This is a genomic window from Caballeronia sp. INML1 (genome assembly GCF_023631085.1).
Classification (GTDB): Bacteria; Pseudomonadota; Gammaproteobacteria; order Burkholderiales; family Burkholderiaceae; genus Caballeronia; species Caballeronia turbans.
In genome coordinates, this window is the sequence record NZ_JALQDT010000051.1 from 619,545 (window position 1) to 637,694 (window position 18,150).

General features: G+C 62.3%; 18 protein-coding genes. 6 read left to right on the forward strand and 12 right to left on the reverse strand.

Annotation, left to right across the window (positions count from 1 at the left end):
* Window positions 1–27: 27 nt before the first annotated feature.
* Window positions 28–1,008 carry a UDP-glucuronic acid decarboxylase family protein gene (locus NCR38_RS19020; RefSeq protein WP_061117981.1) on the forward strand — a complete coding sequence of 327 codons (981 nt, stop codon included), beginning with the start codon at window positions 28–30 and terminating at the stop codon, window positions 1,006–1,008.
* Here NCR38_RS19020 and NCR38_RS19025 read toward each other — a convergent pair.
* From NCR38_RS19025 to NCR38_RS19050, 6 genes are all read right to left on the reverse strand, one after another.
* Window positions 1,005–3,662 (reverse strand): ATP-binding cassette domain-containing protein, encoded by a 2,658-nt coding sequence (locus NCR38_RS19025; RefSeq protein ID WP_061117980.1) that lies wholly within the window; start codon window positions 3,660–3,662, stop codon window positions 1,005–1,007. The genes NCR38_RS19020 and NCR38_RS19025 overlap by 4 nt on opposite strands.
* Entirely contained in the window at window positions 3,659–3,946 is a 288-nt protein-coding gene (locus NCR38_RS19030; RefSeq protein ID WP_143756326.1) for a hypothetical protein, read from the reverse strand. The genes NCR38_RS19025 and NCR38_RS19030 overlap by 4 nt, the downstream gene beginning before the upstream one ends.
* A gap of 178 nt (window positions 3,947–4,124) precedes the next feature.
* Entirely contained in the window at window positions 4,125–5,930 is a 1,806-nt protein-coding gene (locus NCR38_RS19035) for an ATP-dependent DNA helicase RecQ (protein WP_061117978.1), read from the reverse strand.
* Between the two features lie 101 nt (window positions 5,931–6,031).
* Window positions 6,032–6,892 (reverse strand): ammonia-dependent NAD(+) synthetase, encoded by an 861-nt coding sequence (gene nadE, locus NCR38_RS19040; RefSeq protein ID WP_061117977.1) that lies wholly within the window; start codon window positions 6,890–6,892, stop codon window positions 6,032–6,034.
* A gap of 22 nt (window positions 6,893–6,914) precedes the next feature.
* Window positions 6,915–7,418: a CinA family protein gene (locus tag NCR38_RS19045; protein WP_061117976.1), complete on the reverse strand. Its 504-nt coding sequence runs from the start codon at window positions 7,416–7,418 to the stop codon at window positions 6,915–6,917.
* A 166-nt stretch (window positions 7,419–7,584) separates the two neighbouring features.
* Complete coding sequence (locus tag NCR38_RS19050) at window positions 7,585–7,797, reverse strand: DUF2934 domain-containing protein (RefSeq protein WP_086961023.1); 213 nt, start codon at window positions 7,795–7,797, stop codon at window positions 7,585–7,587.
* On the opposite strand from NCR38_RS19050, the gene NCR38_RS19055 reads away from it, so the two are divergent.
* Window positions 7,796–8,014 carry a hypothetical protein gene (locus NCR38_RS19055; protein WP_143756325.1) on the forward strand — a complete coding sequence of 73 codons (219 nt, stop codon included), beginning with the start codon at window positions 7,796–7,798 and terminating at the stop codon, window positions 8,012–8,014. The genes NCR38_RS19050 and NCR38_RS19055 overlap by 2 nt on opposite strands.
* A 76-nt stretch (window positions 8,015–8,090) precedes the next feature.
* On the forward strand, window positions 8,091–10,463 hold the full coding sequence (locus tag NCR38_RS19060) for a bifunctional diguanylate cyclase/phosphodiesterase (RefSeq protein ID WP_250477468.1): 2,373 nt from the start codon (window positions 8,091–8,093) through the stop codon (window positions 10,461–10,463).
* Window positions 10,464–10,468: 5 nt separating this feature from the next.
* Here the strand turns inward: NCR38_RS19060 and NCR38_RS19065 are convergent, their stop codons facing one another.
* The 5 genes from NCR38_RS19065 to NCR38_RS19085 form a co-directional block, all read right to left on the reverse strand.
* Window positions 10,469–10,978, reverse strand: coding sequence for a low affinity iron permease family protein (locus NCR38_RS19065; protein ID WP_250477469.1), 510 nt, complete (start codon window positions 10,976–10,978; stop codon window positions 10,469–10,471).
* A 239-nt stretch (window positions 10,979–11,217) separates the two neighbouring features.
* Window positions 11,218–11,748: a flavin reductase family protein gene (locus tag NCR38_RS19070; protein WP_061117973.1), complete on the reverse strand. Its 531-nt coding sequence runs from the start codon at window positions 11,746–11,748 to the stop codon at window positions 11,218–11,220.
* 89 nt (window positions 11,749–11,837) lie between these two features.
* Window positions 11,838–12,353, reverse strand: a complete 516-nt coding sequence (locus tag NCR38_RS19075) for a GNAT family N-acetyltransferase (RefSeq protein WP_061117972.1) — start codon at window positions 12,351–12,353, stop codon at window positions 11,838–11,840.
* Between the two features lie 169 nt (window positions 12,354–12,522).
* On the reverse strand, window positions 12,523–12,813 hold the full coding sequence (locus tag NCR38_RS19080; protein WP_250477470.1) for a DUF3253 domain-containing protein: 291 nt from the start codon (window positions 12,811–12,813) through the stop codon (window positions 12,523–12,525).
* 30 nt (window positions 12,814–12,843) lie between these two features.
* On the reverse strand, window positions 12,844–13,320 hold the full coding sequence (locus NCR38_RS19085) for an NUDIX domain-containing protein (RefSeq protein WP_061117970.1): 477 nt from the start codon (window positions 13,318–13,320) through the stop codon (window positions 12,844–12,846).
* A 680-nt stretch (window positions 13,321–14,000) separates the two neighbouring features.
* On the opposite strand from NCR38_RS19085, the gene NCR38_RS19090 reads away from it, so the two are divergent.
* The gene (locus NCR38_RS19090) at window positions 14,001–14,261 is read left to right on the forward strand and encodes a hypothetical protein (RefSeq protein WP_250477471.1); all 261 of its coding nucleotides are present in this window, start codon (window positions 14,001–14,003) and stop codon (window positions 14,259–14,261) included.
* Window positions 14,262–14,395: 134 nt separating this feature from the next.
* On the opposite strand, the gene NCR38_RS19095 is transcribed toward NCR38_RS19090, so the two are convergent.
* Window positions 14,396–14,677, reverse strand: a complete 282-nt coding sequence (locus tag NCR38_RS19095; protein WP_086960990.1) for a hypothetical protein — start codon at window positions 14,675–14,677, stop codon at window positions 14,396–14,398.
* Between the two features lie 390 nt (window positions 14,678–15,067).
* Between NCR38_RS19095 and NCR38_RS19100 the strand changes: the two genes are divergently transcribed.
* Together NCR38_RS19100 and NCR38_RS19105 are read left to right on the forward strand one after the other, a co-directional pair.
* Window positions 15,068–16,732 carry an alpha-amylase family protein gene (locus NCR38_RS19100; protein WP_061117968.1) on the forward strand — a complete coding sequence of 555 codons (1,665 nt, stop codon included), beginning with the start codon at window positions 15,068–15,070 and terminating at the stop codon, window positions 16,730–16,732.
* A 421-nt stretch (window positions 16,733–17,153) separates the two neighbouring features.
* Window positions 17,154–18,149 carry a UDP-glucuronic acid decarboxylase family protein gene (locus NCR38_RS19105; RefSeq protein ID WP_061117967.1) on the forward strand — a complete coding sequence of 332 codons (996 nt, stop codon included), beginning with the start codon at window positions 17,154–17,156 and terminating at the stop codon, window positions 18,147–18,149.
* Window position 18,150 lies beyond the last annotated feature (1 nt).

Below are 18,150 nucleotides of genomic sequence, written 5' to 3' on the forward strand. Positions count from 1 at the left end.
CACGCATCATCACGGGAACATTTGAACATGAAAGAAGCTTATAGAAAGCGCATTCTGGTGACGGGCGGCGCAGGCTTTCTCGGCTCGCATCTGTGCGAGCGACTCGTGGCACAAGGTCATGACGTGTTATGCGTCGATAACTTCTACACCGGCACGAAGGACAATATCGCGCATCTGTTCGACAGCCCTAACTTCGAGCTGATGCGCCATGACGTCACCTTTCCGCTCTATGTGGAGGTGGACGAAATCTATAACCTCGCGTGCCCCGCTTCGCCGATCCATTACCAGCACGACCCGGTGCAGACGACGAAGACGAGCGTGCACGGCGCGATCAACATGCTCGGGCTCGCCAAGCGCGTCCACGCGAAGATCTTCCAGGCGTCGACGAGCGAAGTCTATGGCGACGCGCACGTGCATCCGCAACAGGAAGCGTACTGGGGCAATGTGAATCCCATCGGGCCGCGTTCGTGTTACGACGAAGGCAAGCGCTGCGCCGAAACGCTCTTCATGGATTACCGGCGGCAGCATGGGCTGTCGATCAAGATCGCGCGCATCTTCAATACGTATGGGCCGCGCATGCATCCGTCGGACGGGCGCGTGATTTCGAACTTCATGATGCAGGCGTTATCGGGCCAGCCGATTACGGTGTATGGCGAAGGCACGCAAACGCGCTCGTTCTGTTATGTCGATGATATGGTCGATGCGTTCATCCGCCTCATGAATACGCCCGACGAACTGACGGGCCCGGTGAATCTCGGTAATCCGCACGAACTGACGATGCTCGAGGTCGCGCGGCGCATCATCGCGTTGACGGGCTCGTCGTCGGAGATTGTGTTCAAGCCTTTGCCGATGGATGATCCATGGCATCGACAGCCGGATATTGCGCTCGCGCGCGAGGCGCTCGGCTGGTCGCCGACGACGCCGCTCGACGAAGGGCTGCAGCGCACGGCGCAACATTTCCGGCAGATCATCGAAGCGTCGGAGTCGCGCGCGGCGCAGCACATTTAGTCCGTGCGCGCCGTCACCGCACCGATCGTCCCGATCAGCTTCGGCGCAGGCACGGGCTTCGTGAGATGCGCCTGAAAGCCCGCCGCTTGCGCGCGTGAGCGCGCTTCGGCCTGCGTATGTCCCGTCAGCGCGATCGCGGGCATGCGTTCGCCGAGCGACGCCCCACGGCTCGCCTCTTCCTCACGAACGCGTCGCAGGACTTCATAGCCGTCCTGCTCGCCGCCGAGCACGATATCGCAGAGCAACACGTCGGGCCATTGCGCGCCCGGCAGCGCTCGCAGTTTCGCGAGTGCCTCATCGCCCGATGCGCACAACACCACATGCGCACCGACCGATTCGAGCACACCCTCCAGCGCATCGCGTGCTTCCTCCTGATCGTCGAGCACCATCACCGTGACGCCGGCGAGCGCATCGTCGTGCGCGGCTTCGGCGGTGGCCGTATCGTCGAGCACCGGGCGCAAGGGCATCGTCGCGACATAGGCGACGTGCTTGTCGATATAGCGCACAGCCAGGCTGCCGCCTGACTCCGTCAATGCGTTCTCGAGACGCCGCACCTGTTGCTGCGACAGATCCGCGGGATTCGGGCGTTGTCCCATCACTGTGAGGCTCGCGTGATTGCCTTCGCGGAACACGCGCAACTCGATGCGCTCACCGCGCATCGCGGCGCCCATCTGCGCGCGGCACAACTCGGCGACGATCTGCTGCAGCACACTCGCATCGCCGGATACGCGCAAGCCCGGCTCGGTGATGACGGTATATAGATTCACGCCGCGCGCCGCGATCTCTTCGTGCAGCGCATCGACGACGCCCGCGACGATCGCGTCGAGCCCGACCGCCTGCGCCGAGACCTTTCGTTGCGCGTGCTCCAGCTCGCCCTGCTGCCACTGCAGCGACCACATGCGCGCATACACGCCGTCGCGTGCGAGCAGCTCATGGTGCTGTCCCTGCTCGACGATACGCCCGTGCTCCATCACGAGTATCCAGTCCGCATCGACCACGGTCGAGAGCCGATGCGCGATGACGATTGACGTGCGTCCCTTCGCGAGACGATCCAGCTCGTTCTGGATCGCGCGTTCAGAACGCGTATCGAGCGCGGAGGTCGCCTCGTCGAACACGATGATGCGCGGATTCTTCAGTATCGCGCGCGCGATCGCGATGCGCTGACGTTCGCCGCCCGAGAGCCGCACGCCGCGCTCGCCGACACGGGTCTCGTAGTGATCCGGCAGGCGCTCGATGAAGCCATCGAGTTGTGCGGCGCGCGCGGCGTGCACGATATCCGCGCGCGTGGCCTCGGGACGGCCATAGCCGATGTTGTAGGCGATCGTATCGTTGAAGAGCACCGTGTCCTGCGGCACGATGCCGATAGTCTCGCGCAGGCTGTTCTGCGTGACGTGCGCGAGGTCCTGTCCGTCGATCCGTATCGCGCCCGCGGTCGGCTCATAAAGCCTGAACAACAGCTTCACGAGCGTCGACTTGCCTGAGCCGCTGCCTCCGACTACGGCGAGCTTCTTGCCTGGATGCGCGCGAAAATCGACGTCGCGCAAAATCTGCCGCGCCGGATCGTAGCCGAACTCGACATGATCGAACTCGATTTCACCCGCCGTCACGACGAGCGGTTGCGCCCCTGCCTCGTCCACATCCTCGCGCACGCGGCCGCGCGACAGAAGAATGTTGAACATGCGCTCGACGTTCACGAACGCGTCGTTGGTCTCGCGAAACACGAAGCCGAGCGTGTTGAGCGGGTTGCAGACTTGCACGATATACGCGTTCACCAGCACGAGGTCGCCGACGCTCATCGTGCCCGCGACGACCTGTTGCGCGGCGCGCAGCATCACCGCCGCGATGCCGACGGCGATGATCGTGCTCTGCCCCACGTGCAGCAGCGTCAGCGCGCGTTGATTGGCGACACGCGCATGCACCCAATCGTCCAGCACGCTCGTGAGCCGGTTCGTTTCGATGCGCTCGCTCGCGAAGAACTTCACGGTTTCATAGTTGAGCAGGCTATCGACGAGCCGGCTGTCGGACTGGGCCTCGAGCTTGTTGACCGCGCGCTGGAAGCGCATGCGATAGCGCGTGAAGATGAGGGTCCATACGGAATACAGCACGAACGTCGCGGCGATGATCGAAATGAATTCGATAGCATAACTGCTCATCATCACGGCGACGACCGTGCCGATTTCGATCACCACCGGCACGATCGTGAAGAATGCGGTGCCGAGCAGAAATCCGACGCCGTCCGCGCCCTTTTGCACGTCCCGCACGACAGCGCCGGTTTCGCGCTGCGCATGAAAGCGCGCGCCCAGGGCATGAAGATGAGCGAACGTTCGCTCTGCAAAGGACGCCACGGTGCGCTGCGTGACGATGCTGAACACCACGTCGCGTGCCTCGTTCAGCACGTCGCCGAGATAGCGCAACAGAACGTAGGCGAGCACGAGAAAGACAGGAAAGACGACGGCCGATGCAGGATGACTGAACTCGTCGATGACGCGCTTGAGCATCAACGGCACGGCTACGACCGCGAGCCGCGCGCCGATCATCAGGACGATGGCGGCGGCGGTCTGATAACGCCACGCCCACACCGCGCGCCACAGGTCGGCAACGATGCGGCGGCGCACCTGGGTACGCGCTGCATCGGTCGATACGCCCGGCGTCACTCCTTCCAGTCCTTGCGCTTGCGGGTGTCGGAAGAAGCCGATGCGCCCTGCGCGTTCTTGTTCTGAACGCGCTGTTCTTCGGTGCGGCTCAACGTGGCGGGGTCCGTTCCCGACTGGCCCGCCGCACCCGCGCCGCCCTCCACGCCGGCGGACTTCCCGGACTCGCCGCGCGTTGACGCATTGCCCGGCGGCCCCCCGTTTTGCTGGGCCCATGCATTGGCGCCACCCCACATGCAGGCGCACGCGAGCGTGACAATCGTTACAAGGCGAAATTTGCGGTTCATCTGCACCTTCCGTTTGCGCGAACACTGCACATGCAGACGCGGTTCGCACGAGTGTTTCGATAGTCGTTCATAGCAATGCACGCGCCAGAATGCGCGACGCGTCGAACCGGAGCGGCTTCGTTGCATGTTAGACGGGTTTGCCCATCGCGCGGTCGATTTCTTCGTGCTATTGGGGGCTTCAGGATGACGCAGCGCCACTTCGCTTCAGATACCGCGCGATGAACGTGCGCGTCACATCGTGAGGAAAACGCACGGCCACGCTTTCGCCGCTGACCATTTCCACGACACCTTCGCCATAGCGCCGCACGAGGACGCGCTCGCCCCGCTCGAATGCGGGCACCGTCCGCTTCGGTCTTGCCCCGCCTTTCAACCGGGCCTGTTCGACAAGCTCGCGCGGGCTTTCGATGACCTCGGGCGGATGCAGGCAGTTGTCGCACTCCCCACAGGTCTTTCCCTCGAGTTCGTCGCCGGGCATGACGTAATGCGCGCCAGAGGCGGAGACCGTTTCGCACGCGCGTGCTTCATCCGTGTCGTGCGCGAAATAATCGAGCAGGATGCGCCATCGACACCGGGCGCTTTGCGCATAGCCGATCATGCTTTCCAGCACCGCGCGGTCGCGCTCCGCTCGCGCCACATAAGCATTCGATGCTTCGTCGAGTCTCGCGGCGGCCTTGCTGCCGTCCTCATCGATCAGCTTCATGCCGCCGTGACGCGTGCGTCGCGTCATGCCGATGTCGTTGAGCAACGTCGCCGCGACGCGGAGCTTGTTCGCGCCCACGTCGGGCAACGCTTCACGCAGGCGCGCAAGCGGCTTCTCGAGCGTCTTGCCGCTGTTCTCGTTGGCGAGCTCACGCACCGTGCGCGCGACGCGTTCGATCGTCTGCGCGCTCGGATAGCGGCCGCTCAGGAAGAACTGCTGCACCTGCTTGTCCTTCAGTTCGAACAGCAGCGTGCAGTTTGCCGGTTTGCCGTCGCGTCCCGCACGGCCTGCTTCCTGATAGTACGCATCGAGACTGCCCGGCATCTGCGCATGGATGACGAAGCGGATATCGGACTTGTCGATGCCCATGCCGAATGCGTTGGTGGCGACCATCACACGCGCCCGGTCTTCCATGAACGCGTCCTGTGACGCGGACCGCGCGTTCGCCGCGAGCTTGCCGTGATACCGCTGCGCCATCACGCCCGCTTCGACCAAAGCCGCATGAAGCGCGTCGCATTCCGCGACTGTCGCGCAATAGATGATGCCGCTGCCCTTCTCGCTGCACGCAAGTTCGACGACGCGCTTGCGCTTGTCCTCGGAGTTCGTCATCTGCTCGACGGCGAAGCGCAGGTTGTCGCGATAGACACCCGTATGAATGATATTGGCCTTGCGCATCGCGAGCTCGCGCACGATATCGACGATGACAGCGGGCGTCGCCGTCGCCGTGAGTGCGAGTACCGGCGGGCGGCCCAGCAGCGCGAGCGCCTGCGTGAGCTCGACATACGCGGGACGAAAGTCGTGTCCCCACTGCGAAATGCAGTGCGCCTCGTCGATCACGACGAGCGCGATCCCGGGGAAGCCCGGCGTCTTGAGTTCGTCGAGGAACTCCGTGCTGACCAGACGCTCCGGCGTGACGAACAGCATGCGCAACGCGTTTTTGGAGAGGGCATCCATTGCGTCGCGCGCTTCGCTCGCGGAGAGTGCGCTGTTCAGGACGGCGGTCGCAATGCCGGCTTGCGTCAACTTCGTCGCCTGATCGCGCATCAGCGAAATCAACGGCGAGACGATGAGCGTCATGCCTTCGAATTGCAGTGCGGGCAACTGGTAACACAGCGACTTCCCCGCGCCGGTGGGCATGACAGCAAGGGTATCGTGCCCGTCCATCACGCTGCGGATGACGTCTTCTTGTCCGGTCCGCAGATGCGGAAAGCCGAATACTCTACGCAGCGCATTTTCCAGTTGTCGGTCGAGCGGCTTGCGCGTGCGTTCTACGGTCGAAGGCATAAGATTCCATCGTTCGGAGCATGCGTTTGATCCGCTCGCGGTTCAACGCTTGCTCCGTTGTCTACAGGGACGTCGGCCGAAGCGGTCGCTTCGGCACTTTGTCAAACGCCCGCCGCGCCGCCTGACGGCACCTCGACGGGAAGCGAACGCTTATGCTCCGTTGCGGTATGGAAGCGCCGAATCGTGAGAAGCACCTCCTCGCTTACTTCCTTTCCCTCGAGAAAATCGTCGATGTCCTCGTAGGTAATGCCGTAGCTCTCCTCATCGGGTCGTTGCGGCGTGAGCGTCTCGAGATCGGCGGTCGGAACCTTCATGACGAGTGAGTCTGCCGCACCCATCGAACGCGCAAGCGCGCGCACGCGACGCTTCGTGAGTCCCGACAGGGGCAGCACGTCCGCGCCGCCATCGCCGTACTTCGTGAAGAAGCCCATGAGGGACTCCGCCGCGTGATCCGTGCCGATGACGACGCCGCGCCGCGCGCCCGCTATCGCGTATTGCGCGATCATCCGCTCGCGTGCCTTTATGTTTCCCAGCACGAAGTCTTCCTGGAAGTCATCGGTGTACTGTGCGCCGCCCTGCTTTAACGATGACAACATTTCGTCCGATGGCCCCTTCACGTTGACGGTCAGCGTCTCGTCGGGACGCACGAACTGAAGCGCGAGCTGCGCGTCTTTCTCGTCGCGCTGCGCGCCATAGGGCAGTCTGACAGCGACGAAGTGAGCCTCATAGCCGCGTGCACGAAGCCGCTCGACGCTCAGTTGCGCAAGACGTCCCGCCGTCGAAGAATCGACGCCGCCGCTGATACCGAGCACGTACGTCTTGAGTCCCTGTGAAAACAGGTAGTCGGCGAGAAAGGAGATGCGACGCTCGCGCTCTGCATCCACATCGAAATCGCCGGCGATGCCGAGTTCGCGGATGACCTGTTGCTGCCATTGTTGCCATTCACTCCTGCTTTCGTGCATGCTCGCCTCCCTGTTCGTTCGCTCAGCCTTGCCGCATCTCGTTGAAATGGTGTTCGATGCGCGATAACGCATACAGCGCGGCAGCTTTTCGGACTTCGTTGCGTTCACCCTCGAAGACCTTGGTCTCACTGAAAGTCTGGATGCGACCGTCGCGCAGCTTGTAAGACCAGGCAAAGCATTGCGTGCCGGCCGGCGGGCCGTCGTTTCCGGGAGGCGCATCGGCGACGCCCGTATTCGACACGGCAACATCCGCACAGCACGCCTCTTGAGCCAGCGCGCCCTCGGCCATTTCTCGCGCGACCGCCTCGCTTGTCAGTCCGTGCTGCTTCATCGTTTCTTCACGTACGCCGAGGAAGCCCGCCTTGCCAGTCGGCGAATAAGTCACGAAGCCAACATCGAGGCAAGCTCCGCTTCCCGGCACCGATGAGATCAGCGAAGCGATAAGGCCCGCAGTGCACGACTCGGCCGTCGCGAGCATCAGGCCGCGAGAGCTGAGAAACGACACGACCTGTCTCGGGATGTCCACTCTGTCTTCTCCGTTCTCGTTGGCGACTACCGGCCGACGCAACGGATCAGCAATCCGTAGACCAAAACGGAACACTGGACCGCCTTGTCGGCGCCGCGTTTTCGAAGCAGCGTGTGCCATAACAAGCGACGCCACGCCTTTTCTTCTGATGAATCAGGAGAGGCGTTTACCGTCCGGTCGCTCGGGCTTGTTCCCCGGCTTCCTGCGCAGCGTCACCGTTCGTGTTCTGGCCGCTCGTAGCGCCTTGCGCATCCTCGGCTTCGATGGATGCTATCGCCTGCTGCCAGAATTCCTCGGCGCGTCCGTCAGGCGAGCCCTCGCGCTCCCAAATCTCATAGGCGCGACGACGAATGCGGTCTTGCTCTTTCTGATCATCCATGACCTTTCTCCTGTTATGCGGCATCGCCGCCGCCGGATTGCGAAGCTTGCACGCTGCTGACGCAACCATCGTGCCGCGGTCATTCGATGCACTACGAGACCGGCAACTCATCGGGCCTCTGCCAATCGGCACGCCGTTGTCGGTAATTGCTTCCCGCTTCGATCGTGACGCTGAACATTTCGCGGCGATCAGCCCGCAAGATTTCCGGCGTTGTTGACGTTAACGCAGATACGTTGAACCGTGCGGTTCGCCCGATCGAACCGACGCACTATTACAGAGACCCCGTCCCACGAATGAACGACGCATTCCGCCCGATGCCGGATGAGAGCGGTGCGAGTGCCACGGACAGAGCCGCGGCGCCGAGCGCTGTCCCGCAGAATCAGCAATTCCTGTCTTTCGTCCTTGCGCGCCACGCCCGGGGCGTGTCGCCGCGCGTTCCCGGTCTCATGCTCATCGCGATGGCGGGCTGCGGCGTCGCGTCGATAATCTTTCAGATGCTCGGCGACCTGTCGCCTGGCGTGCGGCTGTTGCTTGCTGCGGGCGCCGGCGCCGGCGTCCTCGCGCTCGGCTGGCGATACCTGCGAGGTGAAGAGGCGCGTGCGGTCGCCGCGCACGCCCTCGCGAGCGCGCTGCTCGACGCCAATCGCGAGTGCATGAAGCTCCTCGATGTGAACGGCCACATGCTGCGCATTTCGGAGTTCGGCGCCGAGCTGATGCAGGCCCCGTCGCCCGAGGCGCTGGCGGGCGCAAACTGGCTCGGCTTCTGGTCCGGCGAAGACGCCAGCGCCGCCCGTGTTGCGTTCGACGGCGCATTGCGTGGCGCCCGGACCGCGTTCACAGGCGCGTGCGCGACGACGCAGGGACAGCCGAAATGGTGGCATTCGCGCCTCATCCCCATCATGGATGCGCGCAAGCACCGCGTGCTCGCGCTGCTCTGCGCCTCCACCGATGTCACGCTCGAACGGACGCTCAGCATCGACCTGCGCGCCAAGGAGCAGCTGATGTCGGAGATGGAAGCGCACGTCAGCATGGTGTTCTACTCCTATAGCGCGGACTTCACCTACTTTCATCATGTGAGTGCGGGCGCCCGGACCGTGTTCGGCATCGAGCCGGCGGTGCTTCACGCCCATCCCGCCGCCTGGCTCGATCTCGTCCTGCCGGAAGACCTTCCCGCGTTGCAGGCGGAGATGCACCGGATCGTCGCGGAGTCGGCTGAAGGCCGCATCCAGTACCGTATTCGACGCGCGAACGGGCAGGTTCGCTGGATACGCAGCACCGGCTTTCCCATGCGCAGCGAAACGGGTGCCGTGACGCATATCGTCGGCATCAGCGAGGACGTGACCGTCGAGCACGAGCATCTGGCCGAGCTCGACCGTCTCGCCTACTCCGACGCGCTCACGGGCCTCGCGAACCGCTGCGCGCTCGTGCGTCGCATCGAGGCGCTATGCGCTGCCGGGCTGCCGTTCGGGCTGATGTTCATCGACCTGGACCGCTTCAAGGTGCTCAACGATACCCTCGGCCACACCGCTGCAGACCGGCTGCTGCGGGAGGTCGGTCACACCATCAAGGCTGTGCTGCCGCCAGATGCCTATGTCGCCCGTCTGGGAGGCGACGAGTTCGCGGCGCTCGTCGCCGCCCCGGCCGACAAGGACGCTCTGTCGCGCGAGGTAGAGGCCGTGCTGCGGGGAATAGCCGAAAGCGGACAGGCGAGCCGCAGCGGCGCGTGTGTGACGGCATCGATCGGCGTTTCCGTGTTTCCGGACGACGGCGTGGATCACGAAGCGCTGCTGACGAGTGCCGACATCGCCATGTACGCCGCGAAAAAGGCCGGACGCAACGGCTTTTGCTTCGCCGCGAAAGACGCCATGAAGCGCATCGTCGAATTCGAACTCGAACGGGACCTGCCTGCGGCGCTCGCAGAAAACCAGTTCGTCCTTCACTATCAGCCGATTTACGACGCCCGCTCGCTCGGCGTTCATAGCGTCGAGGCGCTCATACGCTGGCGTCACCCGACGCGAGGCCTGATTCCTCCAGGCGCGTTCATCCCGATTCTGGAGGAGAGCGGCTTCATCGTTCCGGTCGGCGATTGGGTCATCGAACAGGCGCTGAGCCAGCTCGCCCGATGGCGGCAAAAGACGGCCACGCCGCTCGGTGTCTCGATCAACGTGTCTGCGCGGCAGTTCGGCGGCCGCCGCATCGTCGATGTCATCCACGACGCGTTGAGCCGTCATGACGTGTCGCCTTCCAGCCTGCACATCGAAATCACCGAAAGCGCGCTAATGGACGATCCCGCGCTCGCGCAGGAGACGCTCAGAGCGCTCAGGCGACTCGGCGTGGGCGTGGCGATCGACGATTTCGGCACCGGTTATTCGAGCCTGCGCTACCTTGCCGACTTCGCGCCCGACATGCTGAAGCTCGACCGGTCGTTTATCGGGCGCATGGCGACCGACGACTCCATCGAGATGATCGTGCGCGGGATGATCGACATATCGCACGGTCTGGGCGTGCGTGTCATCGCCGAGGGCGTCGAGCACGTCACGCAACTCGACGCGTTGCTCGAGGCGCGTTGCGACTTCGTGCAAGGCTATTTTCTGAGTCGGCCGCTCCCGGCAGAGGAGATCCTCGGCGTGAATGCGTTTCCGTCTGCCGTTCTCGAAAGCGAGTGACCGATTCAGGCTGTGCGCCTGCCCGCAGTCTTGTCTTGCGCCCTCGCGAGCCGCCGCGCGATTTCGGCGGCCGCCCCGTCGTCATCCGCGATGTTCAGAGGGCCTCCGTCGCCTTCCGATGCGAGTTTCAGATAGGCGGCGGCGAGCTTGCGCAACTCGTCCTCGGTCGCGTCTTCAATGCCGATCAACTGATTGCTCGCCAGGCGATGGGACGCCAGCAACTCGTTGAGCTTCAGATGAAGCGCGACGCTGTCCTTGTTTGCGCTCTGCTGAATGAGAAAGACCATCAGGAACGTGACGATCGTCGTGCCTGTATTGATGACCAATTGCCAGCCTTCGGAAAAGCGAAACATCGGTCCGGACACGAGCCATATCACGACCGAGATGACGGCGAGCCCGAATGCCACAGGCGAGCCCGCCCATCGCGTGACGGCACTCGCGAACGCGTCGAACGCCCGCGTGATCGGATTGGCTTTCGCGTAGCCCGGACTCGACGTCGTGGGCACGGTGTGCATCGGCTCTGCATCGGGCAGTGGGTTTTGTCGACTCATATTCGGGGCCGCAGAAGTAGTTCGAGCCAGAAATTTATCAACCGGACCTTTCGAAGGACATACGGGCGCCGTTTTTCTCGCTTCTGCCCGCGCCAATGCCGCTCACGGAGACCGGCTCATCGGGCGCTATATTAGGCCAACGCGCCAGCAGTTTCAGCGGGACATGCAACGCTCGCCATGAATCTTTCACCGGACTCGGCCTTTCAAGGCCGGCATCGAACCTGTTCCAGTCCGCGGAAATCCGTCGGGTACAGATCGGCACTCCCGTCCAGGTTTCCAGTCGCTGCGTAGAGCAACGGCTGCCCATCCGGATCGAGCACCGCGCCGTCGACGACCTGGCCCACCACCAGGCGATGATCGCCGGCCTCGATGTCGGTGACCGTCTGACAGTCGAAATAAGCAAGCGCGTCGGGCAATAGCGGCGCCCCCGTACGACCTGCACGCCACTGCACCGACGATAGTTTGTCGACCGCGCGGCCCGATTGCGTTCCGAAGTGCTCGGCCGATGCCTGCTGGTCCGCTCGCAGCACATTGATCGAGAAGACCCGCCCGCTCTTCAGAATCGCATAGGACGCGTGTTCCGGATTGATGCTGAGCGCGACGAGCAGCGGGCGATAGGAGACCATTGAGACCGAACTCGCAGTGAACGCATTTCGCAGATTGCCGTGCGCGACGCCGATTACATGGACGCCTGTGGTCAAGCGCCGGAAGAGGTCCGCCATGCCGTTGGCCATCACACCACCTTTGGTGTCGTTAGCCCTGCGATTCTGTTGATTCGATCATCGCGAAAGCTGTTCGCGCTTCATTCAAGGTTCGTTGCAATTCAGCGGGATGACAGTCCTGTTGCGGCGGGCGTGATAGCGGTATCGAAGTCGCCCAGTGCTTTTTCGAACCACACAGACCTGTCCGCCGAACGATTGCCGGGCTCGACCGACATGCGACGGTACCCACGAGCTTCGCAGGCCCGCGATGCACCCCGCTCGGCCGGCGTAACGCAGAGCCGCAGCACGTGATAGCCCAGCAAGCGTGCTTGTCCTTCGAGATGTGACAGCAAGGTCGCTTCGAGACCGCGATATTGCAGACGAACATATAAAAGCCTCACTTCGGCGACGTTGTAGCTTTGCCGTCGGATCGCTCCGCATCCCATCGCTTCGCCCATCGAGTTTCTCGCCAGCACGAAACGGGCGCGGATGCTCCGCAGGTCGCCATATGCAATGCTCTGCTGTGCGCTCTTCCCCGTCATCGCCGCGAGGTAGGCCGAGCGTTCATCGCATAACATGCGTGCGTCGAGCGAATCCGGCTCTTCGCTGCCGATATAGATGGTTTCGAAGTCGGTCATGCTTGCCTCTGCTTAAACGGAACCGGAAGGTAATGTCCGTTGTCTTGCCTAGCAATGTGCGTTCCGTCTGGTCGGGATTGCCATATCTGGCAGGAATGAGACGAATTAGACCGTGCGTGCCGAATATTTCCGTTGGACGGTTAATCGCCGCGTCGGGCGACGCGTAACGCTATTCCGATGCGGCGAATGTCGGTCCACGCCGCAAACGAATCGGACCACGAATAGTCAGTTCGGGGTTCAGCGTCGCCCGGCCTTGTGCGATGACGATTCTTCCGTCACAAGCCAGATGTGCAGCCACTTTCCGTACCGAGGGCATGAGTGCGCGCCATTCCTCTTCATCGCAAAGAAGCGTGCGCGCAACGTCCGATGGACAAATCGAGCTTGTTTCAGCGCGCCGGCCGAGCAGATCCAGCACGCAACGTTCGATGTCGAGATCCGTTATGGTCATTGCTGATTGCAAGCCTCACGCGTTTGCCGATCTTTCGAATTCTCATGCGAAGCAATATGCAGCGGCCGCCTCCGTCAGAGCGATGCCGCGTAGTTCCTCGGGCGATGCGAAATGCACATCGATGATCTCACGGTTATCGAGCCGTAGTTCGGGCATGGAATCGAGGTGCAGTTCGAAGAAATGCACGGTGTCTCTTCGTCCATCCCAGACACCGCAGGCGCTGCCCGCCGGAATCAGCGCGTGTGACGAGAAGCCGATCTCCTCGTCCAGTTCGCGCAATGCTGCCTCATAAGGCGTCTCACCAGCGCTCACACTGCCGCCGGGCAAATTCCATTCGGGCCTATACGATGACTTCACGAGCAAGAGCGTTCGTCCGACGTAGATCGCCACGAGCGCGCCTTCATGGTGAGGCCGTCGAAGGTGCCACCACACGCGAGCGAGCTGATATCCCGTGCGAAGCAGCATGCGCCATACAGAGTCGATAAGCGTGGCCGGTCGCGCTCGTTCAACGCTCGGCATCGGTGCTCTCCTTTTTCCTTTCAAATATCAGAAGGGGTGGCCAGAGTTCTGTGCGGCTTCGGCAAGACGCGCCCCGCGTATTGGTCGAAGTGATCGATATTGGCTGCGGTATCGCCGATCACACCGGAGCTGGGGTATTCGATTGTCGCACGTGCGCGAAGGTGCACCCGACGAAGACATGGAAGTTCGCCTGCAGCATCATCATGGTGCGTTGGCGCACGTCAAAAAAGCGCGTCGATGATTCGCCGGTTTCGATTCTCCTCGGGCTAGCCGGAGCATTTGGTCGAGAAGCGTTATGGGGAAGCGGTCAAGGCCGGTCCTGCCAAGCTTCTCGACGCTCGGACACGGAAGCCTGGCAACGCGAACCCGGGGCGCAGACAGAGGTTTTGCATCGGACCTTGGAGCCACGGGGCGGTGTTAGCCGACCTACAGACTGCTCTTGGACGCGCGGATCATCCGTGTCGGAAATACGCGTAAACCCCCATCAAGTCCCGTTGAGCGGATGCCGTTATCCCCAACAAGCTACAAGTGGTAACAGCACGCGGAGAAGCTAACGTTTGCGCAAGACTGGACTTTGAGGCCCGCCGTGAACGGCATGTCTGAACGTCACACTCCGCGACGTGTGATCGCAGAAGCAAGTCCGCATCGATGCGCGGGGTGCCCGGCAGAAGGAGATGAGTGTGAATCTTGAAAGCGACATTAAGCAGCTTGAACGGTCGATCAATACGTTGATTTGTCGACCGACGCTGATCCGCCGTGAATACTGGGCAGCCCAGACAGAAAAACTTCTCGTGCTTCCAGGACTATCGGCCCGCGATCGTCATCGCTTGACCGTCCTGCTTGATCTTCTTGGCACAACGACCCGCGAACAGGCGCCTCCGTCAGGCTCGCCAGCCACGATGCTCGGCCTTCCCAAGGGAAACGAATTGCAATGTGCCTAGCACGGATCGCATCCTCACCTTGACCTGCCCCGGGTTCTATTCCGAACTGCGGCTCGAGTCGCCTGTTCTACGCGACTCATAGTGGAGCAACGACCGCGAAGTCCCACCGGCTTGCGGACCGCTTCGGGCGTGCGTCACCCGCAGATGCTCCAGGCGCGAGGCGTACGCGTCGAGCGACCACGCATCCATTCGAAGGCACGACAGTCGTCGACGTGCCATCCTCCCCATCGCTCTTGCCCAGGCGTGACTTCCCGCTCATGCAGGAAGGTAATGCGCCTCATGAAATCTTTTCGATTGTCGTCGCGACGCAGCCGCGTCGAGAATGATTTCGCCCCCGCCGCCGGCGCCGATTCGCGGTCGCCGGACAACTCATCCGCATCGACATCGACGCACACCAGGTCATGCGCGACGTTCATCCGGACGTGGCTATCGTCGGCGACGCGCGCGAGGCGTTGAGCGCCCTGTCGACGCGACTGCATCATCGCGGGCGATTCGACGAGCCCGGTCCATGCGGGCAACTTCCTCTACGACGCGTTGCGCATCAACCGAAGGTCAAGCTCTTCAGCGACTGGATCGTGCGCGATCGGGATACCGTTTCGGCTGTCGGATAGTTCGAGATCGCGTCAGAACAAGAAGGCCGCGGACCATCGCGAGCCGTTATCCCGGCGCCGCCCATGCACACGTGAATGCCGAGGGTTGTATCGAGTTGCCGGGTCTGAACGATGGCCATTACACTCGGACATGCCCTGCCGCGCGAGTCGCCAGCGCGAGCCATCCGACCACGAACCGGACCTCCTGCAAAGCATATGGTCAACGACCTCTGGTACAAGAACGCGATCATCTACTGCTTGTCGGTCGGTACGTTCATGGACGCGAACGCGGATGGCGTCGGCGACTTCCAGGGCCTGCTGCGGCGGCTCGACTATCTGCAGGGGCTCGGCATCACCACCATCTGGCTGATGCCGTTCCAGCCATCGCCGGGTCGCGACAATGGCTATGACATCACCGACTACTACAACGTCGATCCGCGCTACGGCTCGCTTGGCGACTTCACAGAGTTCACACACGCATGCCGTCAACGCGGCCTGCGTGTAATGATCGATCTCGTCGTGAATCACACGTCGGACCAGCATCCGTGGTTCAGGGACGCACGGCGCGACCCGGAGTCGAAGTATCGCGACTGGTATGTCTGGTCGAAGAAGCGGCCGGCGCACGCGAAAGACGGCGTGGTCTTTCCCGGCGTGCAAAGGTCGACGTGGACCTATGACAAGGAAGCGGCCATGTGGTATTTCCATCGCTTCTACGAGTTCCAGCCCGATCTCAACACCGCCAACCCCTATGTGCAGGCGGAGTTGCTCAAGATCATGGGGTTCTGGATCCAGCTCGGCGTCTCGGGGTTTCGCATGGACGCCGTGCCATTCGTCATCGCCACGAAGGGAGCGCAGGTGAAGAGGCCCGTCGAACAGTACGACATGCTGCGTACGTTTCGCGAGTTTCTGCAATGGCGCCAAGGCGACGCGATCATTCTCGCGGAGGCGAACGTGCTGCCCGACACGGACATGCAGTACTTCGGCGACGCCGGCGAGCGGCTGCAAATGATGTTCAACTTCCAGGTGAATCAGAACACGTTCTATGCGCTCGCGACCGCGGATACCGGCCCTCTGAAGAATGCGCTCGAGTCGACGAAATCGCGCGCGGCAGCGGCTCAGTGGGGCGTGTTTCTGCGAAACCATGACGAGCTCGATCTCGGCCGGCTGTCACGTCAGGAGGGTGAAGCCGTTTTCGCTGCGTTCGGCCCCGATCCGGCCATGCAGCTCTACGAACGCGGCATTCGTCGGCGTCTCGCGCCCATGCTCGATGGCGACCGGCGCCGGCTAGAGCTCGCGTACAGCCTGATGTTGACGTTGCCGGGAACGCCCGTCGTGCGTTACGGCGATGAAATCGGCATGGGCGACGATCTGCGTCTTCCCGATCGCGAAAGCGTGCGCACGCCGATGCAATGGTCGAGCGAGCCGCACGCCGGCTTCACGAAGCATCCGCGCCCGGTCTGTCCGGTCATCTCGGACGGACCGTACGGGTATGAACGCGTGAATGTCGCGAGCCAACGTCGGGATCCGAACTCGCTGTTGAACTGGACCGAACGCATGCTTCGCATGCGCAAGGAAGTGCCTGAAATCAGTTGGGGCGATTTCGCGATTCTGCCGGCCTCGCGTGAAGATGTGCTCGCGCTGCGGTACGACTGGCGCAACAACTCAGTGGTCTGCTTGCACAACTTCAGCCCGGCCGCGTGCACGGTGAAGTTCCGGGTCGGCTCAGGAGCCGGCGAGAACGCCATGCTCGTCAACTTGCTCTCGGACGATCACAGCCAGGGCAATTCGAAAGGACATCACACCGTCGTGCTGGAACCGTACGGGTACCGATGGTACCGGGCTGGCGGTCTGGATTACCTCCTGAAGCGCAGTGAAGTGTGACGCGTGGCGTGGTCAACGCATGCGTCCGGACGGTAGCGCCCTGGGGACGCACGGCCTGCGTTATCGACGTGCTCGTGCGCCGGTTCCCTCATCGTCGTGCCGACGCCCATTCCGGGAAATCTCGTAGCGGATTGCCTTCGACAGAATCCAGTTGCAACTGATCCGGCTGCCAGGTCGGGGCAGCGCGTTTTAGATCGCATTTCCCGGGCGGAAACGCAAACGTTTGCCAAGAATTTTTTTCCGCCAAACGTTTTCGTCATTCAAACAGCGGCAATTTGTGCGTGGCACAACAGAGGCCCCACATTTGTACGTCGAATATTCGTCTGCGGCATGAGCAAACCGAAGACAGGGAAAGCGGTCGATGGTCATCGTTTAGATGGACCGAATACCTGAACAAGAAATCAAAAATCAAAAGACCACAATGACTAATACATTAATTAGTAAAACGAACGACCGGCCATTTGTAATGGTAACGGGGGGCGCGGGATTCCTGGGCAGTCACGTGTGCGACCGCCTCGTGCGGGAAGGAAAGCAGGTGGTCTGTGTCGATAATTTCATGACGGGCCGACGCGCCAATGTGGCGCACTTGCGAGCATCGCCCCACTTCACGTTGATCGAAGCCGATATCTCCGTGTCGTTGCCGCAGATCGACGTGTCGGAGATCTGGAACCTGGCCTGCCCCGCCTCGCCGCCGACCTATCAGGTCGATCCCGTCCACACGATGCTCACCAACGTGATGGGCATGAAGAACTGCCTCGATCTCGCCTACGATACCGGCGCACGCGTCTTTCAGGCATCGACGAGCGAAGTGTATGGCGACCCGGAAGTGCATCCGCAAGTGGAGTCGTATCGCGGGAAGGTGAATCCGGTCGGTCCGCGCGCATGCTATGACGAAGGCAAGCGCGCCGCCGAAACGCTGTGCTTCGACTATCGCCGCATGTACGGCACCGACGTGCGTGTCGCGCGCATCTTCAATACCTACGGTCCGCGCATGGACCCTCAGGACGGACGCGTCGTCTCGAACTTCGTCGTGCAGGCACTGCGCGGCGATCCGCTCGAGATCTATGGCGACGGTTCGCAAACGCGTTCGTTCTGTTTCGTCGACGACCTCGTCGAAGGATTCTTCCGCATCATGCGCGCACCCGAAGCGCCGCAAGGTCCGGTCAATCTCGGCAATCCCGGCGAATTCACGATGCGCGAACTGGCGGAGCTGGTGATCGGCATCACGGGCACTTCGTCGACGCTCACGAACAAACCGCTTCCTGTGGACGATCCGAAGCAACGCCGTCCCGATATCGGCATCGCGCAATCGCTGCTCGGCTGGAAGCCGCAGATTCCGCTGCGCGAAGGACTCTCGTCGACGATTGCCTACTTCAGCGCCGAGCTCTGGCTCACGCCGCTCGCGGAGGAATGCTGAT